The organism is Paenibacillus sp. EKM301P (assembly GCF_011800295.1).
GTDB classification, from domain to species: domain Bacteria; phylum Bacillota; class Bacilli; order Paenibacillales; family Paenibacillaceae; genus Paenibacillus; species Paenibacillus polymyxa.
Window position 1 is genome coordinate 358,307 of the sequence record NZ_JAALFM010000005.1, and the last position, 14,105, is coordinate 372,411.

A 14,105-nucleotide genomic window follows, 5' to 3' on the forward strand; every position below is an offset into this window, starting at 1 on the left:
CACAACGCATCTTACACCAAAAGAGGTGAAATCATGTTTCCCATTTATCCAGTAAATGAAGCCAGTGTGGCACCTCATGGCGGACGGATGGTCTGTGCCGTCATGCGTGATGGTACACGACACATCGGCTTCTTAAGCGGGTGTAGCAAAGGCAAGCTGATGTTGAACGGATATCCATCCTCCTTTCCTGGTAGTCTCTATGCCGGAAGCTACAGTAACAAAGGAAAACAAAAAGCTAAAAAAATCTCCTCTAAAAAGAAAAAAAGGAATTCCAAAAACAAAGCTCGCCCTTCTGCCAAGCTAAATGCCTTTAATAGACCGCCCGATGAACTTCTAAATCCATACTTTCCTTATAACGTAGGCGAATTTGGCTCAAACGGAAATGGAAATTATGCAAATGGCAGAGCAGGCTATCGCGGCAGATATGGATACGGGGGAGGGCTTGCACTAGATCTGGCCTTAATCGCCTTTCTATTCCTCCTTATCTAAACGCCGTATTTCAGAACACAAAAAAACCGGAGGACCATTCATCGCCTCCGGTTCTTTGTATTTGTCGTTTTATAATCTACTCTGCTAAGCCGTTCTTATAGGCATAGATTGCCGCCTGTGTGCGGTCCTCCACTCCTAATTTGGCGAGAAGGTTCGTGACATGGAATTTTACCGTCTTAATCCCGATAATCAGTTCATCTGCGATATCCTGGTTAGACTTCCCTTGTGCCAACAAGCGAAGAACCTCCATCTCACGATCTGTTAGCTCTGTATGCGCGGGCGCTTCAGCCTGTGGCTGGCGGAATCGATTCATCATCTTAGAGGCCACCTGTGACTCGAGTACGGACTGTCCGCGTGCAGCTGCACGGATCGCATCCGCAATCTCGGAAGCACGAGACGTTTTGAGCAAATAACTGAATGCACCTGCCTCAATGACCGGGTACATTTTCTCATCATCCAAATAACTCGTCAGTACAATCACCTTTGTCTCTGGAAGCAGGCGTGTCACTTGGCGTGTCGTTTCAATACCATCCATGCCATCCATGACCAAATCCATTAAAATTACATTTGGCTTGTATTCTGATGCTAACCGTATGCCTTCTTCTCCGCTTCCAGCCTCGCCGACCACTTCAATCCCTTCTTCTGTCCCCAGCACTGCCGCAAGCCCGATCCGCACCATTTCATGGTCGTCTACCAGCAGCACGCTAATCGGTAATTCCGTTTCCATGATCATCGTTCCTTCCGCTTTCATCATAAATAACTGGCACAGACACCTCGATGCGTGTCCCTTTTCCCGGAGCCGTTATATACTGAATAGCTCCCCCAATTTCACTGACCCGCTCCTGCATGGTGGATAATCCATATGATGTCTGCTTTTTCTCATCCATTTCAAAACCAATACCATTATCCCGAATCGTCAGCCTAATGGAATCCGGGCGCTGCACGATACGAATTTCCATACGAGTTGCTTTGGCATGGCGCAATGTATTAGACATCGCTTCCTGAACAATGCGAAACAAGTGATTCTCAATGCCTTTAACCAACTGTACTCCGCTTTCCATCTCAAAATCAATCTCCATTGGTACTTTTGCCTGTAATTCCTGTACCAAATCACGCAAACCCTGCTCAAGCCGTTTTCCTTCCAGATAGACAGGCCGTAAATGAAGGAGTAACGCCCGCATTTCGGATTGTGCCACGGAAGACATTTCTTCAATTAATGCAACCTGACGTTGCGCTTTATCAAAATCCTTGTCCAGTGTCCTGCCCACAGCCGTCGCTGTCATTGAAATAGCAAATAATTGCTGCGATACTGCATCATGCAACTCTCTGGCCAGCCGCTGCCGTTCCTCTACGATCGCAGTCATTCGTGCCTGTTCTGCCAGCTGAGCATTATCTGTAGATAAGCGTTGTAAAGACGTAACTTGTTCCTGCCATTTACGCCCGATTCGTTCCAACTGCTCTCCTAGCCTGCCAAGCTCATCATGCCCTAGGGGAGGCAACTCACGTGCAGGGGTGCCCTTTTCCCACATTAGCAATGTCTCTCTTAACATTTCCAGTCTGCTTTTAAAGCGATAACTTTCATAAAATCCGTACATTGCCCCTGTACCAATCAACACCAGTATAACGGCTCCTGCTACTTTCAGTATCATTCCCCAGGTTGGGAACGACTTCACATATCCATATGTATACAGCATATAAAAGACAACTACGCCCACAACAACACACAGGAGGATACCTTCACCCATACTGCGGGTTACCATGTTGGACGTTTTTTTATGATTCATCCCGGTTCCTCCTGATTCAATAAAATCGAATGCGGACATCGCCCGCCAGGTACGAAACGACAAACTTCACTTTATATTCACTCTGCTCAAAATGAGGAGACTTCCACACCAGTCGGTTGAGCATCCCCGCCTCATGATCCCGGTCGAACTGAATCTGCCCGAACAATACGAACATCTCCACCTCTACACCGTAATTATCCGGCAGCGTGATGTCAATGTCACCGAAGATCCCCTGTAAAAATATGACGGGCTCACGTTCCTCTGGAAGAGCCAGCGTCAGGTCAGCATCCACATCCCCAACCACATGCCATATACTTGTGCTGCGCAAGCTCCACGGCACTTCATCCCATTTGTGATTGGATATGAAATTGTGTTTGAATATGGAGCTTTGACCTTTATGCAGCTTCCTGGAACGTGAATAGAACACAGCCAGCGAAGCCAATGTGATCACCACAAACAAGAACAAATGATCCAGCACCAGCAGACCAGCACCGATGGCAAGCATCGTATAGCCCTTTTTGATTTTAGAATTGCGAATCTTATATATTCCCGCCAACATTAGGATCAGTGCAAACACGGAGAGGAACCCAATCCACTGACCGAATAAAATAATAATCCCGATGCCAATCCCTGCCAGTGCCAAGGCTGATTTTCTTCTCTCCATGCTGCACCCCCTTTTTTGCTTATACAGGAAGGAAAAGCCATAGTGGCGCAATTTATGGCCATATGGCTTCCCGAACCATACAGATTGAGCACTGTTATTGGTCAGTGTCCATCTATACAGCATATCATAATGTTTGGGTTCCGAGTAGTTAGTCCTTCTTCATATCTACAGGTTTAGCACCTGTCTGAATTTTGGACTTCAATTGTTGAAGCTGCTCATCCACTTTAAATTGTTTTTCAGCTTCTGCGGGATTAACATATGCCTCTCCCGGTGCTTGACGATAAGGGGCACGCAGTACGTCAGCTTCCGCCTCCATTTGCATGATTTTTTCCTCCATGCGGTGGAAGCCCAGCGAAGCAGACCCGCTTTCAATCGTGTGCAAGCTATTGATTTGCGACATTTGCTTTTTGGCTTTTGCCATTTGAGCACGGGATACCAGCTCATTACGCTTATTGCGCATTTTGTAGAATTCATCCTTCATTCCATGAAGCTGCTGTACCAGTTCTTTCGCTTGAAGCTCAGCTTGAGTGTGCAAGTCACGGTATTCATCCTGCTTTTGCACAAAATAAATCTTCTCGCTCAGCAGCTTGCGGGCTACTTCTTCCTGACCATTTCGCAATGCAGATTCGGCCTGCTTTTCGCGCTCATTGGATACACGCACAGCCTCCTCCAAGCGCTGTTTCATACGACGCTCATTTGCCATTTGCTTGGCGACTGTTACCTCAGCCTCGTGAATTTCTGCCTCCATATCACGCAAGTACTGATTTAACATGATAATCGGATCTTCAACTTTATCCAACATTTCATTCACCGATGCTCTTGTCATATCCTTCATTCTTTTAAAGATTCCCATTATTTACGTTCTCCCTTCTCGAATTGCTCTACTTTTTTACGTAACTCTTCCAGTTCCTTTTTCATTGCTTTTTTCTCGATATCTTCCATCATGGAATCCAGATCACTGTTGTGTCCTGCATTAAATTTGGATGAATAGCGGGCATCCTGACCAAACGGGTTCGAGTTGCCGTATGCTCCGCCTTGATTGTAACCAGTTCCTTGTCCGTACTGTGTTCTAGTATTACTACCGCCATAATAGCGCGGATCTTGCTGGGTATAGGGACCGCTATCTGGACCGAATCCTCCATCGTAAGGAGATCTTGGTTCCTTGGAAATAACCAACGCTGCAATCACATAAATCATAAATGTGGTGCCTGCTGTAATAAAGAAACTGATCACAACCAGAATACGTATCCAAGTTGAGTCCATTCCTGTTGCGTCAGAAAGACCGCCACATACTCCAGTTAATACTCTATCCCGGCTTGATCGGTAAATTCGGGTCATAATTTACTTACTCCTTCCCGCTGTTGTTCAGCTTGCTTTTCAATCTCGCCCACTCTTGTTCGAGCAGCGATCCACCGCTGTGAGCATCCCTTGTATACTCCTCACCCCGACGCAATTCACGCAGACTCATCGTTTCTGCTTCCATATCGGCTACCCGGTCTTCTAAGCGGTTGAACATTCGGGGAACATTTCGTCCACCGTATGTACCTGCCCGTTCGTTCATTTGCTGCTGGAGTCTCAACGTTTGTACACGTGCAGCGTAATACTGACGCTTACTGTGTACCGTTTGGTATTCTGTCTTTAATGTATCCAGCTGTTGCTCCAATTCACGTAATGATTCACGGCTCTGCTCCCACAGTTCTCTATACTGCTCTTCTTTTTCTGCATACAGCATTTTTTCCTGAAGGGCTAGCTTTGCGACGTGTTCTTCATCTGCTTTCAAAGCCAGAAGCGCTTGTTCCTCCCGTTTGGCCTGCATGGACAATGCATGATCCAACTGCTGCTTCATTTGTCTTGTATGCACTGCATACTGCTGATGAAGCTTTTCCGCTTCGGCGATTTCCTGACGGGTATTATATAGAAACTGGTCAATGAGTTGTACCGGATCTTGACTTTGTTCCAAATGCTCATTGAAGGTTGCTACCGTAATATCACGCATTCTTCGAAAAACACTCATTGGCGTCTACTCCTTTCACAAGTTCGTATTTTCATCATTTCTTGCTCTTTGCTTTCGTACATTTTTCTTCATCCTCAAACTGTCACATTCAGTAGCGTCTTCTACGGTCACTCAGCATGGATACACCAAATATGATTAATCCGATTGCTAACAGTGGTCCAATAAGCCAGGACAGCTTGCCCAGTAAAATCAGTACCCCGAGCACAAGCACGATCCAACCGAAGAGCGCATTTCCTCTTTTCACACCGTAGTACCCCAACATAATCATGGCTATCGGAATTAAGTAACCAATCAGATGTCCTACAAAGTGACCGAAAAACGGAGTAAACTTACCGAGCAGCATAATCGAACCCAACACGATCAGTACAATGGCTAATCCATTCCCTTTGTTAACTCTCATTATCTCTCACCGCCTTTCACTGTGTCTTGCTTATGTCCTTATTGTACGCTGACCTAACGTTTGACAAAACGGACCCCAGACGGTTTTTGAACCTAGACCTAAGTCGGGGGTGAATATAGACCTGCGGCTAACCACTTCTACGCTGCTCTGCTGCAAGGGTTGTTGAGTGTCGCTTTCCTGCATGCTTAGAGCGTAGTGAAAGGACGAGACAAGCAAATAAGGCTACCGCTGCCACCATATAAGGCAAATTAATATGAACATCAAACAGCAGTCCTGCAACTAACGGTCCAATTACATTCCCCAAGCTGGTATAGGATGAGTTCATACCCGCTACAAACCCTTGCTCATCCCCAGCCTGCCGCGATAGAGAAGTGCTTACGGCTGGGCGAAGGATATCCATAGCCAGAAAAATGATAAAAGTCGTCAGCATAATCATCACGTACTGCTCGGCAAATAAAGTTAGGAAAATAAACAGTCCTCCAATAGCCAAGCAAAGGTGAATTACTTTTTTCTCACCAAAACGGTTAATGATCCAACCAAATATAGTTGCTTGAACAACTGCCCCCAAAATAGACCCTGTCGTTATAATGATGGCAATATCCATCGGTGTAAAACCATATTTATGGTCAACAAACAGTCCAAATACCGTTTCAAAATTCGCCAATCCAAAAGCAACGACAAATACAATGAGCAAGCCCATGAAATACGGAGATTGATAGGACTTGGCAAATTGCTGTAAAAGGTTTTCTTTTTCACGCGGAAGCTCTCTATTGTACTGTTGTTTTTCCTTGCTCAAAGACTCAGGCAGCACGAACAGAGACAAAATGGCCGCTATTCCTGCAGCACCTGCCGCCGCAAAGAAGGGAATACGTATTCCATAGGCTGCAAGCAAACCGCCAATCCCTGGCCCGATTATGAAGCCTGTGTTAATCGCTGCATTAATCATGCCCATACCCTTGCCTCTTTCCTCAAATGAGGTCACATCAGCGACGTAGGCCATTATAGAGGGAGTAAGCAACGCAGCCCCTACCCCGCCCATGATTCGTGCAACAAACAAGGTAGGAACGGAACCCGCCAATCCAAAAACAAGCTCTGACAGCATGAAAATAAACATCCCAGAAACAATCAACTTTTTACGTCCATAACGGTCAGACAACTTTCCTGACAAAGGTGATAATAAAAGCTGTGTCAGCGCAAAGGCTGCAACCATTAGTCCCATTGAAGAACCGTTCATCCCTAGCTCACTTATAAATTTAGGTAAAACAGGAACGACTAATCCAATCCCCATGAATGCTAAAAAAATGTTAAGCATCAATAACAGCATTGCTCCCCGATTTCTTGTTAGTATAGACATATTTCCACCCTTCCTTTTCAGAACCCCTTTTATTTATCAGTAGTTAATTTCAGTATCCTAGCTTAAAAAACAAAAAAACTTTAATTGTTTTATCAGTTTTCATATAAAAAAAATAGCCTCTTTTAATACACACATATTATTAGGCTATTTTTGTTTTTCGACTAACCCAAATAACAATATATCTACAATGGAATAAGTTGCTTCCTCTACCGTCACACTGTTATCCAGAAAGAAACGCTGATCAAGCGTTAAATTCACTGAATCAATAATTAGCTTCATGATCAGAGCCTCATTTTTATTCACAATAATTCCTTCTCGAATACCTTCCTGAATTAATGTTCTGATCGGAGACCAATCATTTAAATCAGCATGTACTCTTTTCCATTGCTCAGGATAATACTTTTTCATCTGGTCCAAAATTCTTAAATCATAAAACTTATAATACAGCGGCATAACCCTAATCGACTGCTTAATCTTTTCTAGCAAAGATAATTCATTGTTTTGGATAATTTGCTCCGTCTTTTGAATCATATCATCATTTGTACGCTCAATAAGTGTCTCTAAAATAAGCGTCTTAGACGAAAAATTTTCATACAACGTACGCTTACTGATGGCAAGTCTTTTCGCAAGATCATCCATAGTAAATTTCAATCCATTCTCATGAACTTCCTCTACAAAAGCTTCCAAAATTCTTTCTTGCATATGCGTTCCTCATTTCTTTTACACTTAATAAACTATAAATGTTTTTTCAGTACCACTATCCTACTACAACCTCAAAGTCCCAGTCAAATATACTATTTAGAAAAGAAACTATGTGAAGTTCTTATCTTCATTCATCTGACACCCGTTTAATTATGTAGCCGAAATTGAGAATGCAATTAATAAAAAGGGTGATAAAATGCCTTTAAGCATTTTATCACCCTTTTGTGTATACCGGCGAGAGGACTGAACCTCCACGGTTTCCCACTCGATACCGAATTAAATCTTGATAATACCTTGTTTGACGAAGGTAAAAAAGCGCTGTTCGTCGATTTCTACCCGCAAGGTAATCTGTCGATGTACTTTGGTATTGAGCAGCGGGATCAACTTCCGTAGCTATGGTCTGCGACAGGAATAACTCAGTTGCTCAGTATCGAGGAATTTTAGAATACTTGTACAACTTCTTTAATATCATCAATTTCCTCAAGAATTGCGCGCTCAATAGCAACCTTTAACGTAATCGTAGCACTTGGGCAACCATTGCATGCTCCCAAAAATCTTAATTTTGCTATACCGTTCTCAACTTCGACCAGTTCAGCATCTCCACCGTCACGCAGTAAGAAAGGACGTAGTTTGAGAAGAACTTCCGATACTTCATCGAATAAAACTCCATTTTCATCCATTATGTCAACTCCTCCCATTGTTTTACCAACCGTCATTCAGACCTTTTTTCATCCTAGATCGTCTGAGTGATCCTTTGCTTTTTGCCTAAGAGTAACCTCTTGATCCGAAAGTTCCCTTATAAGCGTATGAATAGAGTCTAAAGGTATCATCACACCACAACTTGCGCTCAATCCTGACAGCATATGGAGGCAGAATTGAAGTTTTCTTATCTCTCGGGTAATTTGAGCTAGTTCTGAATCGTCCGATTTATTTTTCTTCATTACTAGCACCTCTTTAAAGAATGATAAAGGTTTGATCTATTAAATTAATGAATCAACCGATGCTTCCTTCCATCTCAAATTGAATCAACCGATTCATTTCAACGGCATATTCCATTGGCAATTCTTTGGTAAACGGTTCAATAAAGCCCATTACAATCATTTGTGTAGCATCTTGTTCTGTAAGTCCGCGGCTCATTAAGTAAAACAATTGTTCCTCAGACACTTTGGATACTGTTGCCTCGTGCTCCAAAGTAATCTGATCGTTTTTAATTTCATTGTATGGAATCGTATCTGATGTTGACATGTTATCTAATATCAACGTATCGCACTTAATATTGGACTTAGACCCTGCGGAATCGCGGCTGAAGCTGGACAACCCTCGGTAGTTTACTTTTCCGCCCTGCTTGCTAATGGATTTGGATATAATCGTAGATGTTGTCTCGGGAGCAAGGTGAATTACCTTCGCGCCAGCATCTTGATGCTGATCTTTACCGGCTACGGCAATAGACAGGATGGACCCCTTGGCTCCCCGTCCTTTCAATAATACTGCCGGATACTTCATTGTTACCTTGGAGCCGATGTTGCCGTCCACCCATTCCATTGTGGCATTTTCTTCTACCACAGCCCTTTGGGTTACCAAGTTGTAGATATTAGGAGCCCAATTCTGAATGGTCGTGTAACGGACACGGGAATCTTTCCGGCAAATAATTTCAATAACTCCACTATGCAAAGAACTGGTACTATAAATAGGTGCTGTACATCCTTCAACATAATGGACAAAGCTGCCCTCTTCGGCAATAATTAATGTCCGCTCGAATTGACCCATATTTTCAGAATTAATACGGAAATAACCTTGTATAGGAACCTCGCAATGAACACCCTTCGGAATGTATACAAAGCTACCGCCTGACCAAACCGCACTATTAAGCGCCGCAAATTTATTGTCTGCGGGAGGGATGATCGTCCCAAAATATTGCTTAAACACTTCGGGGTATTGCTTTAATGCAGTATCCGTATCAAGGAAAATAACGCCCTGATCCTCCAGTTCTTTCCGCATGCTGTGATAAACTACTTCCGACTCATATTGAGCGGATACGCCCGCCAGGAACTTTTGCTCCGCTTCAGGGATTCCCAGCTTGTCAAAGGTTGCTTTGATCTCGGAAGGAACCTCCTCCCAGGTCTTTCCCTGTTTTTCAGAAGGGCGAACGTAATACTGGATGTCATCAAGATTTAGCCCGGTCAAATCCGCTCCCCATTCAGGCATCGGCATTTTGTAGAATTGATTCAAAGCTTTCAACCGAAAATTGAGCATCCACTCCGGCTCTTCCTTTATCCGGGAAATTTCCCGGACAATCTCTTCCGTCAGACCTTTTCCAGATTGAAAAATAGACTGGTGCTTGTCGCGAAACCCATATTTATATTCGCCCATATCTGGTGCTTTTTTAGCCATTAGTATCACTCCTTTTTAACCTTTCAAGAATCATTTTGATTTGCTATGATCTGCCGAGCTTGCTTTCCACTAAATCTTTTAGGCGACTACGAACACCTTCCAGCGGGATCTCCGAAATGACAGGAGCGAGAAATCCGAAAATAACAAGATGTTCGGCTTCACTCCTTGATATCCCGCGCGACATCAGATAATAGATTTGCTCTGCATTTACTTGCCCCACGGATGCAGCATGACCCGCGGTTACATCATCCTCATCTATCAGCAGGATCGGATTGGCATCGCCGCGAGCTTTAGGACTTAGCATAAGCACGCGTTCTGTTTGCTGACCATCACAATGGGTTGCACCTTTTTCAATCTTTGTAATGCCATTGATAATGGCCGTAGCTTCTTCAAGCATGACTGCACGCGTAATCATCTGGCTTACCGAGCTTCTGCCAAAATGCTGAGCTTGAGTTGTATAGCTCGATTTTTGATTACCCCTGCCAATAGCAATTACCTTATTGTCGGAGACCACCCCGTTGCCTTGTAGCAAAGTCTTGGTATCGCTGGCGGTATAACCATTGTTCATCTCACCGATAATCCATTCCACACCCCCATCAGCAAGAACGACCGCCCGTCGCTGGGTGAAATCTGTTGTAGTTGCAGCAAGCTGATGAACCGAAGCTACTTGCACCTTTGAGCCCGCCCCCGCGAAGACCTCCGTCACACCGTTATGTAATACCTTGACATCATCACCACTCGATACACAATTATCCACATAAGTGATCTTGCTGTTGCTCCCTGCCACAATTAAGACGTGAGGAGCAAAACACACACCGCTTGTATCGTTAAGAAAGATCGCTTGAATAGGTGCTTCAACCTCTACACCGTCTGGGACATATAGAAAAACGCCACCACTCCATAAGGCACTGTGTGCAGCAGATAAACGATGTTCTTCTGGCTTTACTGCCTGAAAGAGATAACGTTGAACCAGCTCCTCATGCTCTTTTGCCGCAGTATGCAGATCCGTTAAAATGACTCCCTGGGCGGCTAAGCTCTCGGACAATTTCGTATACACTACATCCGAGTTGAACTGAACGATTAGTCCGCCTTTCACCGGAGAAGTAACCAAACCTCGAACAACCTCCGGCGCTTCCTCCAAACTAGACCACGCATTCTCAGCTTTGTAATCTCCACTTTCGTAGATATCCCATTTTTCAAGATTGATTTTCTCCACTTTAGGCAACTCCAGCGTCCCTGCCAGTTCGAGTGCATGAACGCGGCGTTCAATCAGCCAACGAGGTTCATCCTTAGCACTTGACCATGCGCGTAAATCGTCCACATTCATTGAAACTCTAGCTTGTATATCCACGTGCTGTTCCTCCTCTCCGGCTTTTAAGCTTCCCTTACCGTCTCATCCGTAATCCCAAGTTCCTCCTTCACCCAATCGTACCCTTCAGCCTCCAAACGGTGGGCAAGCTCCGGACCGCCAGATTTAACTATCTGGCCTTGCATCATGACATGCACAAAATCCGGGGTAATATAATTCAACAGTCGTTGATAATGGGTGATGATTAAAAAGCCTCTATCCGGGCTGCGCATCTCATTTACGCCATTGGCCACAATACGCAGTGCATCAATATCAAGCCCTGAGTCCACTTCATCCAGGATCACAAACTTGGGTTCAAGTAGCATCATTTGCAAAATCTCATTCCGCTTTTTTTCACCGCCAGAGAATCCCTCATTCAAATAACGATGCACAAATTCCGGGTTCATCTCCAGTCCCTTCATTTTGCTCTCCATTTCACGGATAAAACGGATTAAGGATATCTCATCGCCTTCTTCACGCCGTGCATTGATGGCACTTCTGAGAAAATCCGAGTTGGTCACGCCAGCAATTTCACTTGGGTATTGCATAGCGAGGAACAAGCCTGCCTGGGCACGCTCATCCACCTCCATCTCCAGAAGGTCTTCATTGTCCAATGTCACCTTACCGCCAGTAACCTCATATTTGGGATGGCCCATTAAAGCTGAAGCCAATGTACTTTTCCCCGTCCCATTAGGCCCCATAATCGCATGAATCTCTCCGCCATGAATCTCCAGTGTGAGCCCTTTTAAAATTTCTTTCCCTTCAATCTTGGATCTTAATTCCTCAATCTTTAATGTCGTCATTTATCATAAACTTCCCTTCGGAGTATTCTTCGGCACGCGCCACCAAATCACTCATAAATTTTCCAATAGTCTGCAGCTCAACCTCTGAATAGGATTCAATGAATTGGTAAAACCTTTCTTCTTTTTCTTTGTGCAGTTCTTTATGCAAATGATAAACGTGTCTTCCCTTATCCGTTAAACTAAAGTAAATCTCCTTACGATTGCTGTTCAGTTGACTTTTCATAATGAAGCCCATTTCCAGCAGCTTTGCACTAATTTTAGTAATACTAGCTTTGGACAACCCCATCTTCTCCACAATCCCGGTATGATTTATCGGTTCATAATCACCAATGCAATCAATAACGTGTACACTAGTAATATTGTTGGAGAGCATGTCAATCTGGTACTTTCTGGCCTGTTGCCGAAACGAGTTAATTTCTTGTTCAGTATACAGCTCATTCAGATGTAGCATTTTAATATATTGCTCGTAAAGATGACCTTTAAAATGATTTTGAAACTCCAATTTCTCAATCTCCCCTCTTTTGTAGTAGTTGCAGACCAAGTTTAGTGTCACCATTAGATTATTTTTGTTCACTAGTAAACAAAGTTATATTAACACAATTGATATTGATTATCAATATCAATTGTGTTAAATGTGATACAATTTTGGAGGCACTTTTCATCATGGGTTTGTTGTCATTGTCATCGGCCTCAGGCTGTGTTTTGACTAGAGCACGTTCTGGAAATGGTTTTGAATACCTCTGATCAATCCTGCTTTGCGGGGGTTGAACAATGGAACCAATTCGGCAGCACCCGGATGGATCTGGTAACCGAAGCCAAGTCCAATACCGTTGCCTATGAACGTCATGGTACACCTGCCAAAGACCGGGGTCGCTATCGTAAAAAGGACAAAGGTGGTGCTTGGCCGAGCTGTTTTAAAGCCGTATCGCCGCGTTTGAGTACGCTATCGTGAGCATGTATAGCAATGAATAATCAGTCAGTTACCTGTGTCTGGATATGTTATGAGGCCAAAGAGTATACCAAAAACTGTGGTTTTTGCTGGTGAATCCGAACAGGCGATGCTCCATTCTAGCCAGCACCGATCTGACACTGGAGATGACCTAGATCATCGAACTTTATCCGCCCAGTTCAAAATCAAATGCACCTTCTGGGCGCTAAAGCAATCCATCGGCGGATTAGCTACCACTTTTGTAGCAAATCCATTCCGAAGCTCAACTGGTATTTGAAAAAGGATCGGGTTCACCCTCTGGAGTTGTTGGAAGAGGAGAAAGCGCAACGGGACATCCGCCTAACTGTAAAGATGAGAATGGTAAACGATAACCAAAATGGATCCCTACGGGGCTTAAGATAAAAGGAACCAAGAAAAGAGCCGAAATCTTGCTTCAGGAAGCCAGGAAGAATTATCATATGGAAGGACAAGCACTCGCGGTTGAAAACGAAGATATGCTGCAAGAGTAAAAGCGGCTACTCCATCCGGTAATCAAAGGTGTCTTCAGCTCAAGCAATGAGTGGGGTACTAAAGCTCAAATAAAAAAAGTTCATTAGAGAATGTCTCTAATGAACTTTTTTAGTTAATACCGGCGAGAGGACTCGAACCTCCACGGTTTCCCACTCGATTTTGAGTCGAGCGCGTCTGCCATTCCGCCACGCCGGCATATTTAATTATGGAGGCGCCACCCAGATTTGAACTGGGGAATAAAGCTTTTGCAGAGCTTTGCCTTACCACTTGGCTATGGCGCCAGAATATAACTAAGCGGACGACGGGAATCGAACCCGCGACCCTCGCCTTGGCAAGGCGATGCTCTACCGCTGAGCCACGTCCGCATAAGATGGCTGGGGATATAGGATTTGAACCTATGCATGACGGAGTCAAAGTCCGTTGCCTTACCGCTTGGCTAATCCCCAATAAGAAAGGGCGGCCGATGGGGCTTGAACCCACGAATGCCGGAGTCACAGTCCGGTGCGTTAACCACTTCGCCACGACCGCCACAGGAAAAGAAGTAATTGGCAGGGGCAGCAGGAATTGAACCCACACCAACGGTTTTGGAGACCGTTGTTCTACCTTTAAACTATGCCCCTATAAAACTGGTGGAGGATGATGGATTCGAACCACCGAACCCGTAAGGGAGCAGATTTACAGTCTGATGCGTTTGGCC

The 14,105-nt window shown here is 44.4% G+C and carries 16 protein-coding genes and 6 tRNA genes; 2 read left to right on the forward strand and 20 right to left on the reverse strand.

The features are described 5' to 3' along the window. The first annotated feature begins 33 nt into the window (after nt 1-33). Nucleotides 34-489: a hypothetical protein gene (locus tag HFD99_RS15585; RefSeq protein WP_123797646.1), complete on the forward strand. Its 456-nt coding sequence runs from the start codon at nt 34-36 to the stop codon at nt 487-489. Nucleotides 490-565: 76 nt separating this feature from the next. On the opposite strand, the gene HFD99_RS15590 is transcribed toward HFD99_RS15585, so the two are convergent. The 14 genes from HFD99_RS15590 to HFD99_RS15655 form a co-directional block, all read right to left on the reverse strand. Then, the gene (locus HFD99_RS15590) at nt 566-1,216 is read right to left on the reverse strand and encodes a response regulator (RefSeq protein WP_013372995.1); all 651 of its coding nucleotides are present in this window, start codon (nt 1,214-1,216) and stop codon (nt 566-568) included. Continuing rightward, nucleotides 1,194-2,273 (reverse strand): sensor histidine kinase, encoded by a 1,080-nt coding sequence (locus HFD99_RS15595; protein WP_013372996.1) that lies wholly within the window; start codon nt 2,271-2,273, stop codon nt 1,194-1,196. Before HFD99_RS15595 ends, HFD99_RS15590 begins: the two co-directional genes overlap by 23 nt. Before the next feature lie 16 nt (nt 2,274-2,289). Continuing rightward, nucleotides 2,290-2,937, reverse strand: a complete 648-nt coding sequence (gene liaF, locus HFD99_RS15600) for a cell wall-active antibiotics response protein LiaF (RefSeq protein WP_016819934.1) — start codon at nt 2,935-2,937, stop codon at nt 2,290-2,292. Nucleotides 2,938-3,085: 148 nt separating this feature from the next. Continuing rightward, on the reverse strand, nt 3,086-3,790 hold the full coding sequence (locus tag HFD99_RS15605; protein WP_123797647.1) for a PspA/IM30 family protein: 705 nt from the start codon (nt 3,788-3,790) through the stop codon (nt 3,086-3,088). Next, nucleotides 3,790-4,275 carry a PspC domain-containing protein gene (locus HFD99_RS15610; protein ID WP_016819932.1) on the reverse strand — a complete coding sequence of 162 codons (486 nt, stop codon included), beginning with the start codon at nt 4,273-4,275 and terminating at the stop codon, nt 3,790-3,792. The genes HFD99_RS15605 and HFD99_RS15610 overlap by 1 nt, the downstream gene beginning before the upstream one ends. A gap of 7 nt (nt 4,276-4,282) precedes the next feature. Beyond that, nucleotides 4,283-4,951 carry a PspA/IM30 family protein gene (locus HFD99_RS15615; protein WP_019688580.1) on the reverse strand — a complete coding sequence of 223 codons (669 nt, stop codon included), beginning with the start codon at nt 4,949-4,951 and terminating at the stop codon, nt 4,283-4,285. 88 nt (nt 4,952-5,039) lie between these two features. Continuing rightward, entirely contained in the window at nt 5,040-5,351 is a 312-nt protein-coding gene (locus HFD99_RS15620; RefSeq protein WP_017428655.1) for a LiaF transmembrane domain-containing protein, read from the reverse strand. 127 nt (nt 5,352-5,478) lie between these two features. Further along, nucleotides 5,479-6,705 (reverse strand): MFS transporter, encoded by a 1,227-nt coding sequence (locus HFD99_RS15625; protein WP_017428654.1) that lies wholly within the window; start codon nt 6,703-6,705, stop codon nt 5,479-5,481. 144 nt (nt 6,706-6,849) lie between these two features. After that, the gene (locus HFD99_RS15630) at nt 6,850-7,407 is read right to left on the reverse strand and encodes a TetR/AcrR family transcriptional regulator (protein WP_016819928.1); all 558 of its coding nucleotides are present in this window, start codon (nt 7,405-7,407) and stop codon (nt 6,850-6,852) included. 440 nt (nt 7,408-7,847) lie between these two features. Continuing rightward, complete coding sequence (locus HFD99_RS15635) at nt 7,848-8,087, reverse strand: NifU family protein (RefSeq protein WP_013373004.1); 240 nt, start codon at nt 8,085-8,087, stop codon at nt 7,848-7,850. Nucleotides 8,088-8,400: 313 nt separating this feature from the next. Further along, on the reverse strand, nt 8,401-9,798 hold the full coding sequence (gene sufB / locus HFD99_RS15640) for a Fe-S cluster assembly protein SufB (protein ID WP_019688583.1): 1,398 nt from the start codon (nt 9,796-9,798) through the stop codon (nt 8,401-8,403). A gap of 43 nt (nt 9,799-9,841) precedes the next feature. Further along, complete coding sequence (sufD, locus tag HFD99_RS15645) at nt 9,842-11,149, reverse strand: Fe-S cluster assembly protein SufD (protein ID WP_375761845.1); 1,308 nt, start codon at nt 11,147-11,149, stop codon at nt 9,842-9,844. 23 nt (nt 11,150-11,172) lie between these two features. After that, entirely contained in the window at nt 11,173-11,949 is a 777-nt protein-coding gene (gene sufC, locus HFD99_RS15650; RefSeq protein WP_016819924.1) for a Fe-S cluster assembly ATPase SufC, read from the reverse strand. Continuing rightward, nucleotides 11,930-12,451 (reverse strand): MarR family transcriptional regulator, encoded by a 522-nt coding sequence (locus HFD99_RS15655; RefSeq protein WP_016819923.1) that lies wholly within the window; start codon nt 12,449-12,451, stop codon nt 11,930-11,932. The genes sufC and HFD99_RS15655 overlap by 20 nt, the downstream gene beginning before the upstream one ends. Before the next feature lie 222 nt (nt 12,452-12,673). Between HFD99_RS15655 and HFD99_RS15660 the strand changes: the two genes are divergently transcribed. Next, entirely contained in the window at nt 12,674-12,901 is a 228-nt protein-coding gene (locus tag HFD99_RS15660) for a hypothetical protein (RefSeq protein WP_123797648.1), read from the forward strand. 623 nt (nt 12,902-13,524) lie between these two features. Here HFD99_RS15660 and HFD99_RS15665 read toward each other — a convergent pair. From HFD99_RS15665 to HFD99_RS15690, 6 genes are all read right to left on the reverse strand, one after another. Beyond that, nucleotides 13,525-13,603, reverse strand: a tRNA-Leu gene (locus HFD99_RS15665). A gap of 11 nt (nt 13,604-13,614) precedes the next feature. Next, nucleotides 13,615-13,689, reverse strand: a tRNA-Cys gene (locus HFD99_RS15670). Nucleotides 13,690-13,701: 12 nt separating this feature from the next. Then, nucleotides 13,702-13,773: transfer RNA gene (locus HFD99_RS15675), tRNA-Gly, on the reverse strand. 6 nt (nt 13,774-13,779) lie between these two features. Continuing rightward, nucleotides 13,780-13,854 (reverse strand) — tRNA-Gln (locus HFD99_RS15680). A 9-nt stretch (nt 13,855-13,863) separates the two neighbouring features. Then, nucleotides 13,864-13,936, reverse strand: a tRNA-His gene (locus HFD99_RS15685). Between the two features lie 18 nt (nt 13,937-13,954). Then, nucleotides 13,955-14,028, reverse strand: a tRNA-Trp gene (locus tag HFD99_RS15690). Nucleotides 14,029-14,105 lie beyond the last annotated feature (77 nt).

Excerpts from the sequence above, each read along its gene's own strand:
- HFD99_RS15585 (WP_123797646.1), top strand. The coding sequence starts at position 34 with ATGTTTCCCATTTATCCAGTAAATGAAGCCAGTGTGGCACCTCATGGC.
- HFD99_RS15590 (WP_013372995.1), bottom strand. The coding sequence starts at position 1,216 with ATGGAAACGGAATTACCGATTAGCGTGCTGCTGGTAGACGACCATGAA.
- HFD99_RS15595 (WP_013372996.1), bottom strand. The coding sequence starts at position 2,273 with ATGAATCATAAAAAAACGTCCAACATGGTAACCCGCAGTATGGGTGAA.
- liaF (WP_016819934.1), bottom strand. The coding sequence starts at position 2,937 with ATGGAGAGAAGAAAATCAGCCTTGGCACTGGCAGGGATTGGCATCGGG.
- HFD99_RS15605 (WP_123797647.1), bottom strand. The coding sequence starts at position 3,790 with ATGGGAATCTTTAAAAGAATGAAGGATATGACAAGAGCATCGGTGAAT.
- HFD99_RS15610 (WP_016819932.1), bottom strand. The coding sequence starts at position 4,275 with ATGACCCGAATTTACCGATCAAGCCGGGATAGAGTATTAACTGGAGTA.
- HFD99_RS15615 (WP_019688580.1), bottom strand. The coding sequence starts at position 4,951 with ATGAGTGTTTTTCGAAGAATGCGTGATATTACGGTAGCAACCTTCAAT.
- HFD99_RS15620 (WP_017428655.1), bottom strand. The coding sequence starts at position 5,351 with ATGAGAGTTAACAAAGGGAATGGATTAGCCATTGTACTGATCGTGTTG.
- HFD99_RS15625 (WP_017428654.1), bottom strand. The coding sequence starts at position 6,705 with ATGTCTATACTAACAAGAAATCGGGGAGCAATGCTGTTATTGATGCTT.
- HFD99_RS15630 (WP_016819928.1), bottom strand. The coding sequence starts at position 7,407 with ATGCAAGAAAGAATTTTGGAAGCTTTTGTAGAGGAAGTTCATGAGAAT.
- HFD99_RS15635 (WP_013373004.1), bottom strand. The coding sequence starts at position 8,087 with ATGGATGAAAATGGAGTTTTATTCGATGAAGTATCGGAAGTTCTTCTC.
- sufB (WP_019688583.1), bottom strand. The coding sequence starts at position 9,798 with ATGGCTAAAAAAGCACCAGATATGGGCGAATATAAATATGGGTTTCGC.
- sufC (WP_016819924.1), bottom strand. The coding sequence starts at position 11,949 with ATGACGACATTAAAGATTGAGGAATTAAGATCCAAGATTGAAGGGAAA.
- HFD99_RS15660 (WP_123797648.1), top strand. The coding sequence starts at position 12,674 with ATGGTTTTGAATACCTCTGATCAATCCTGCTTTGCGGGGGTTGAACAA.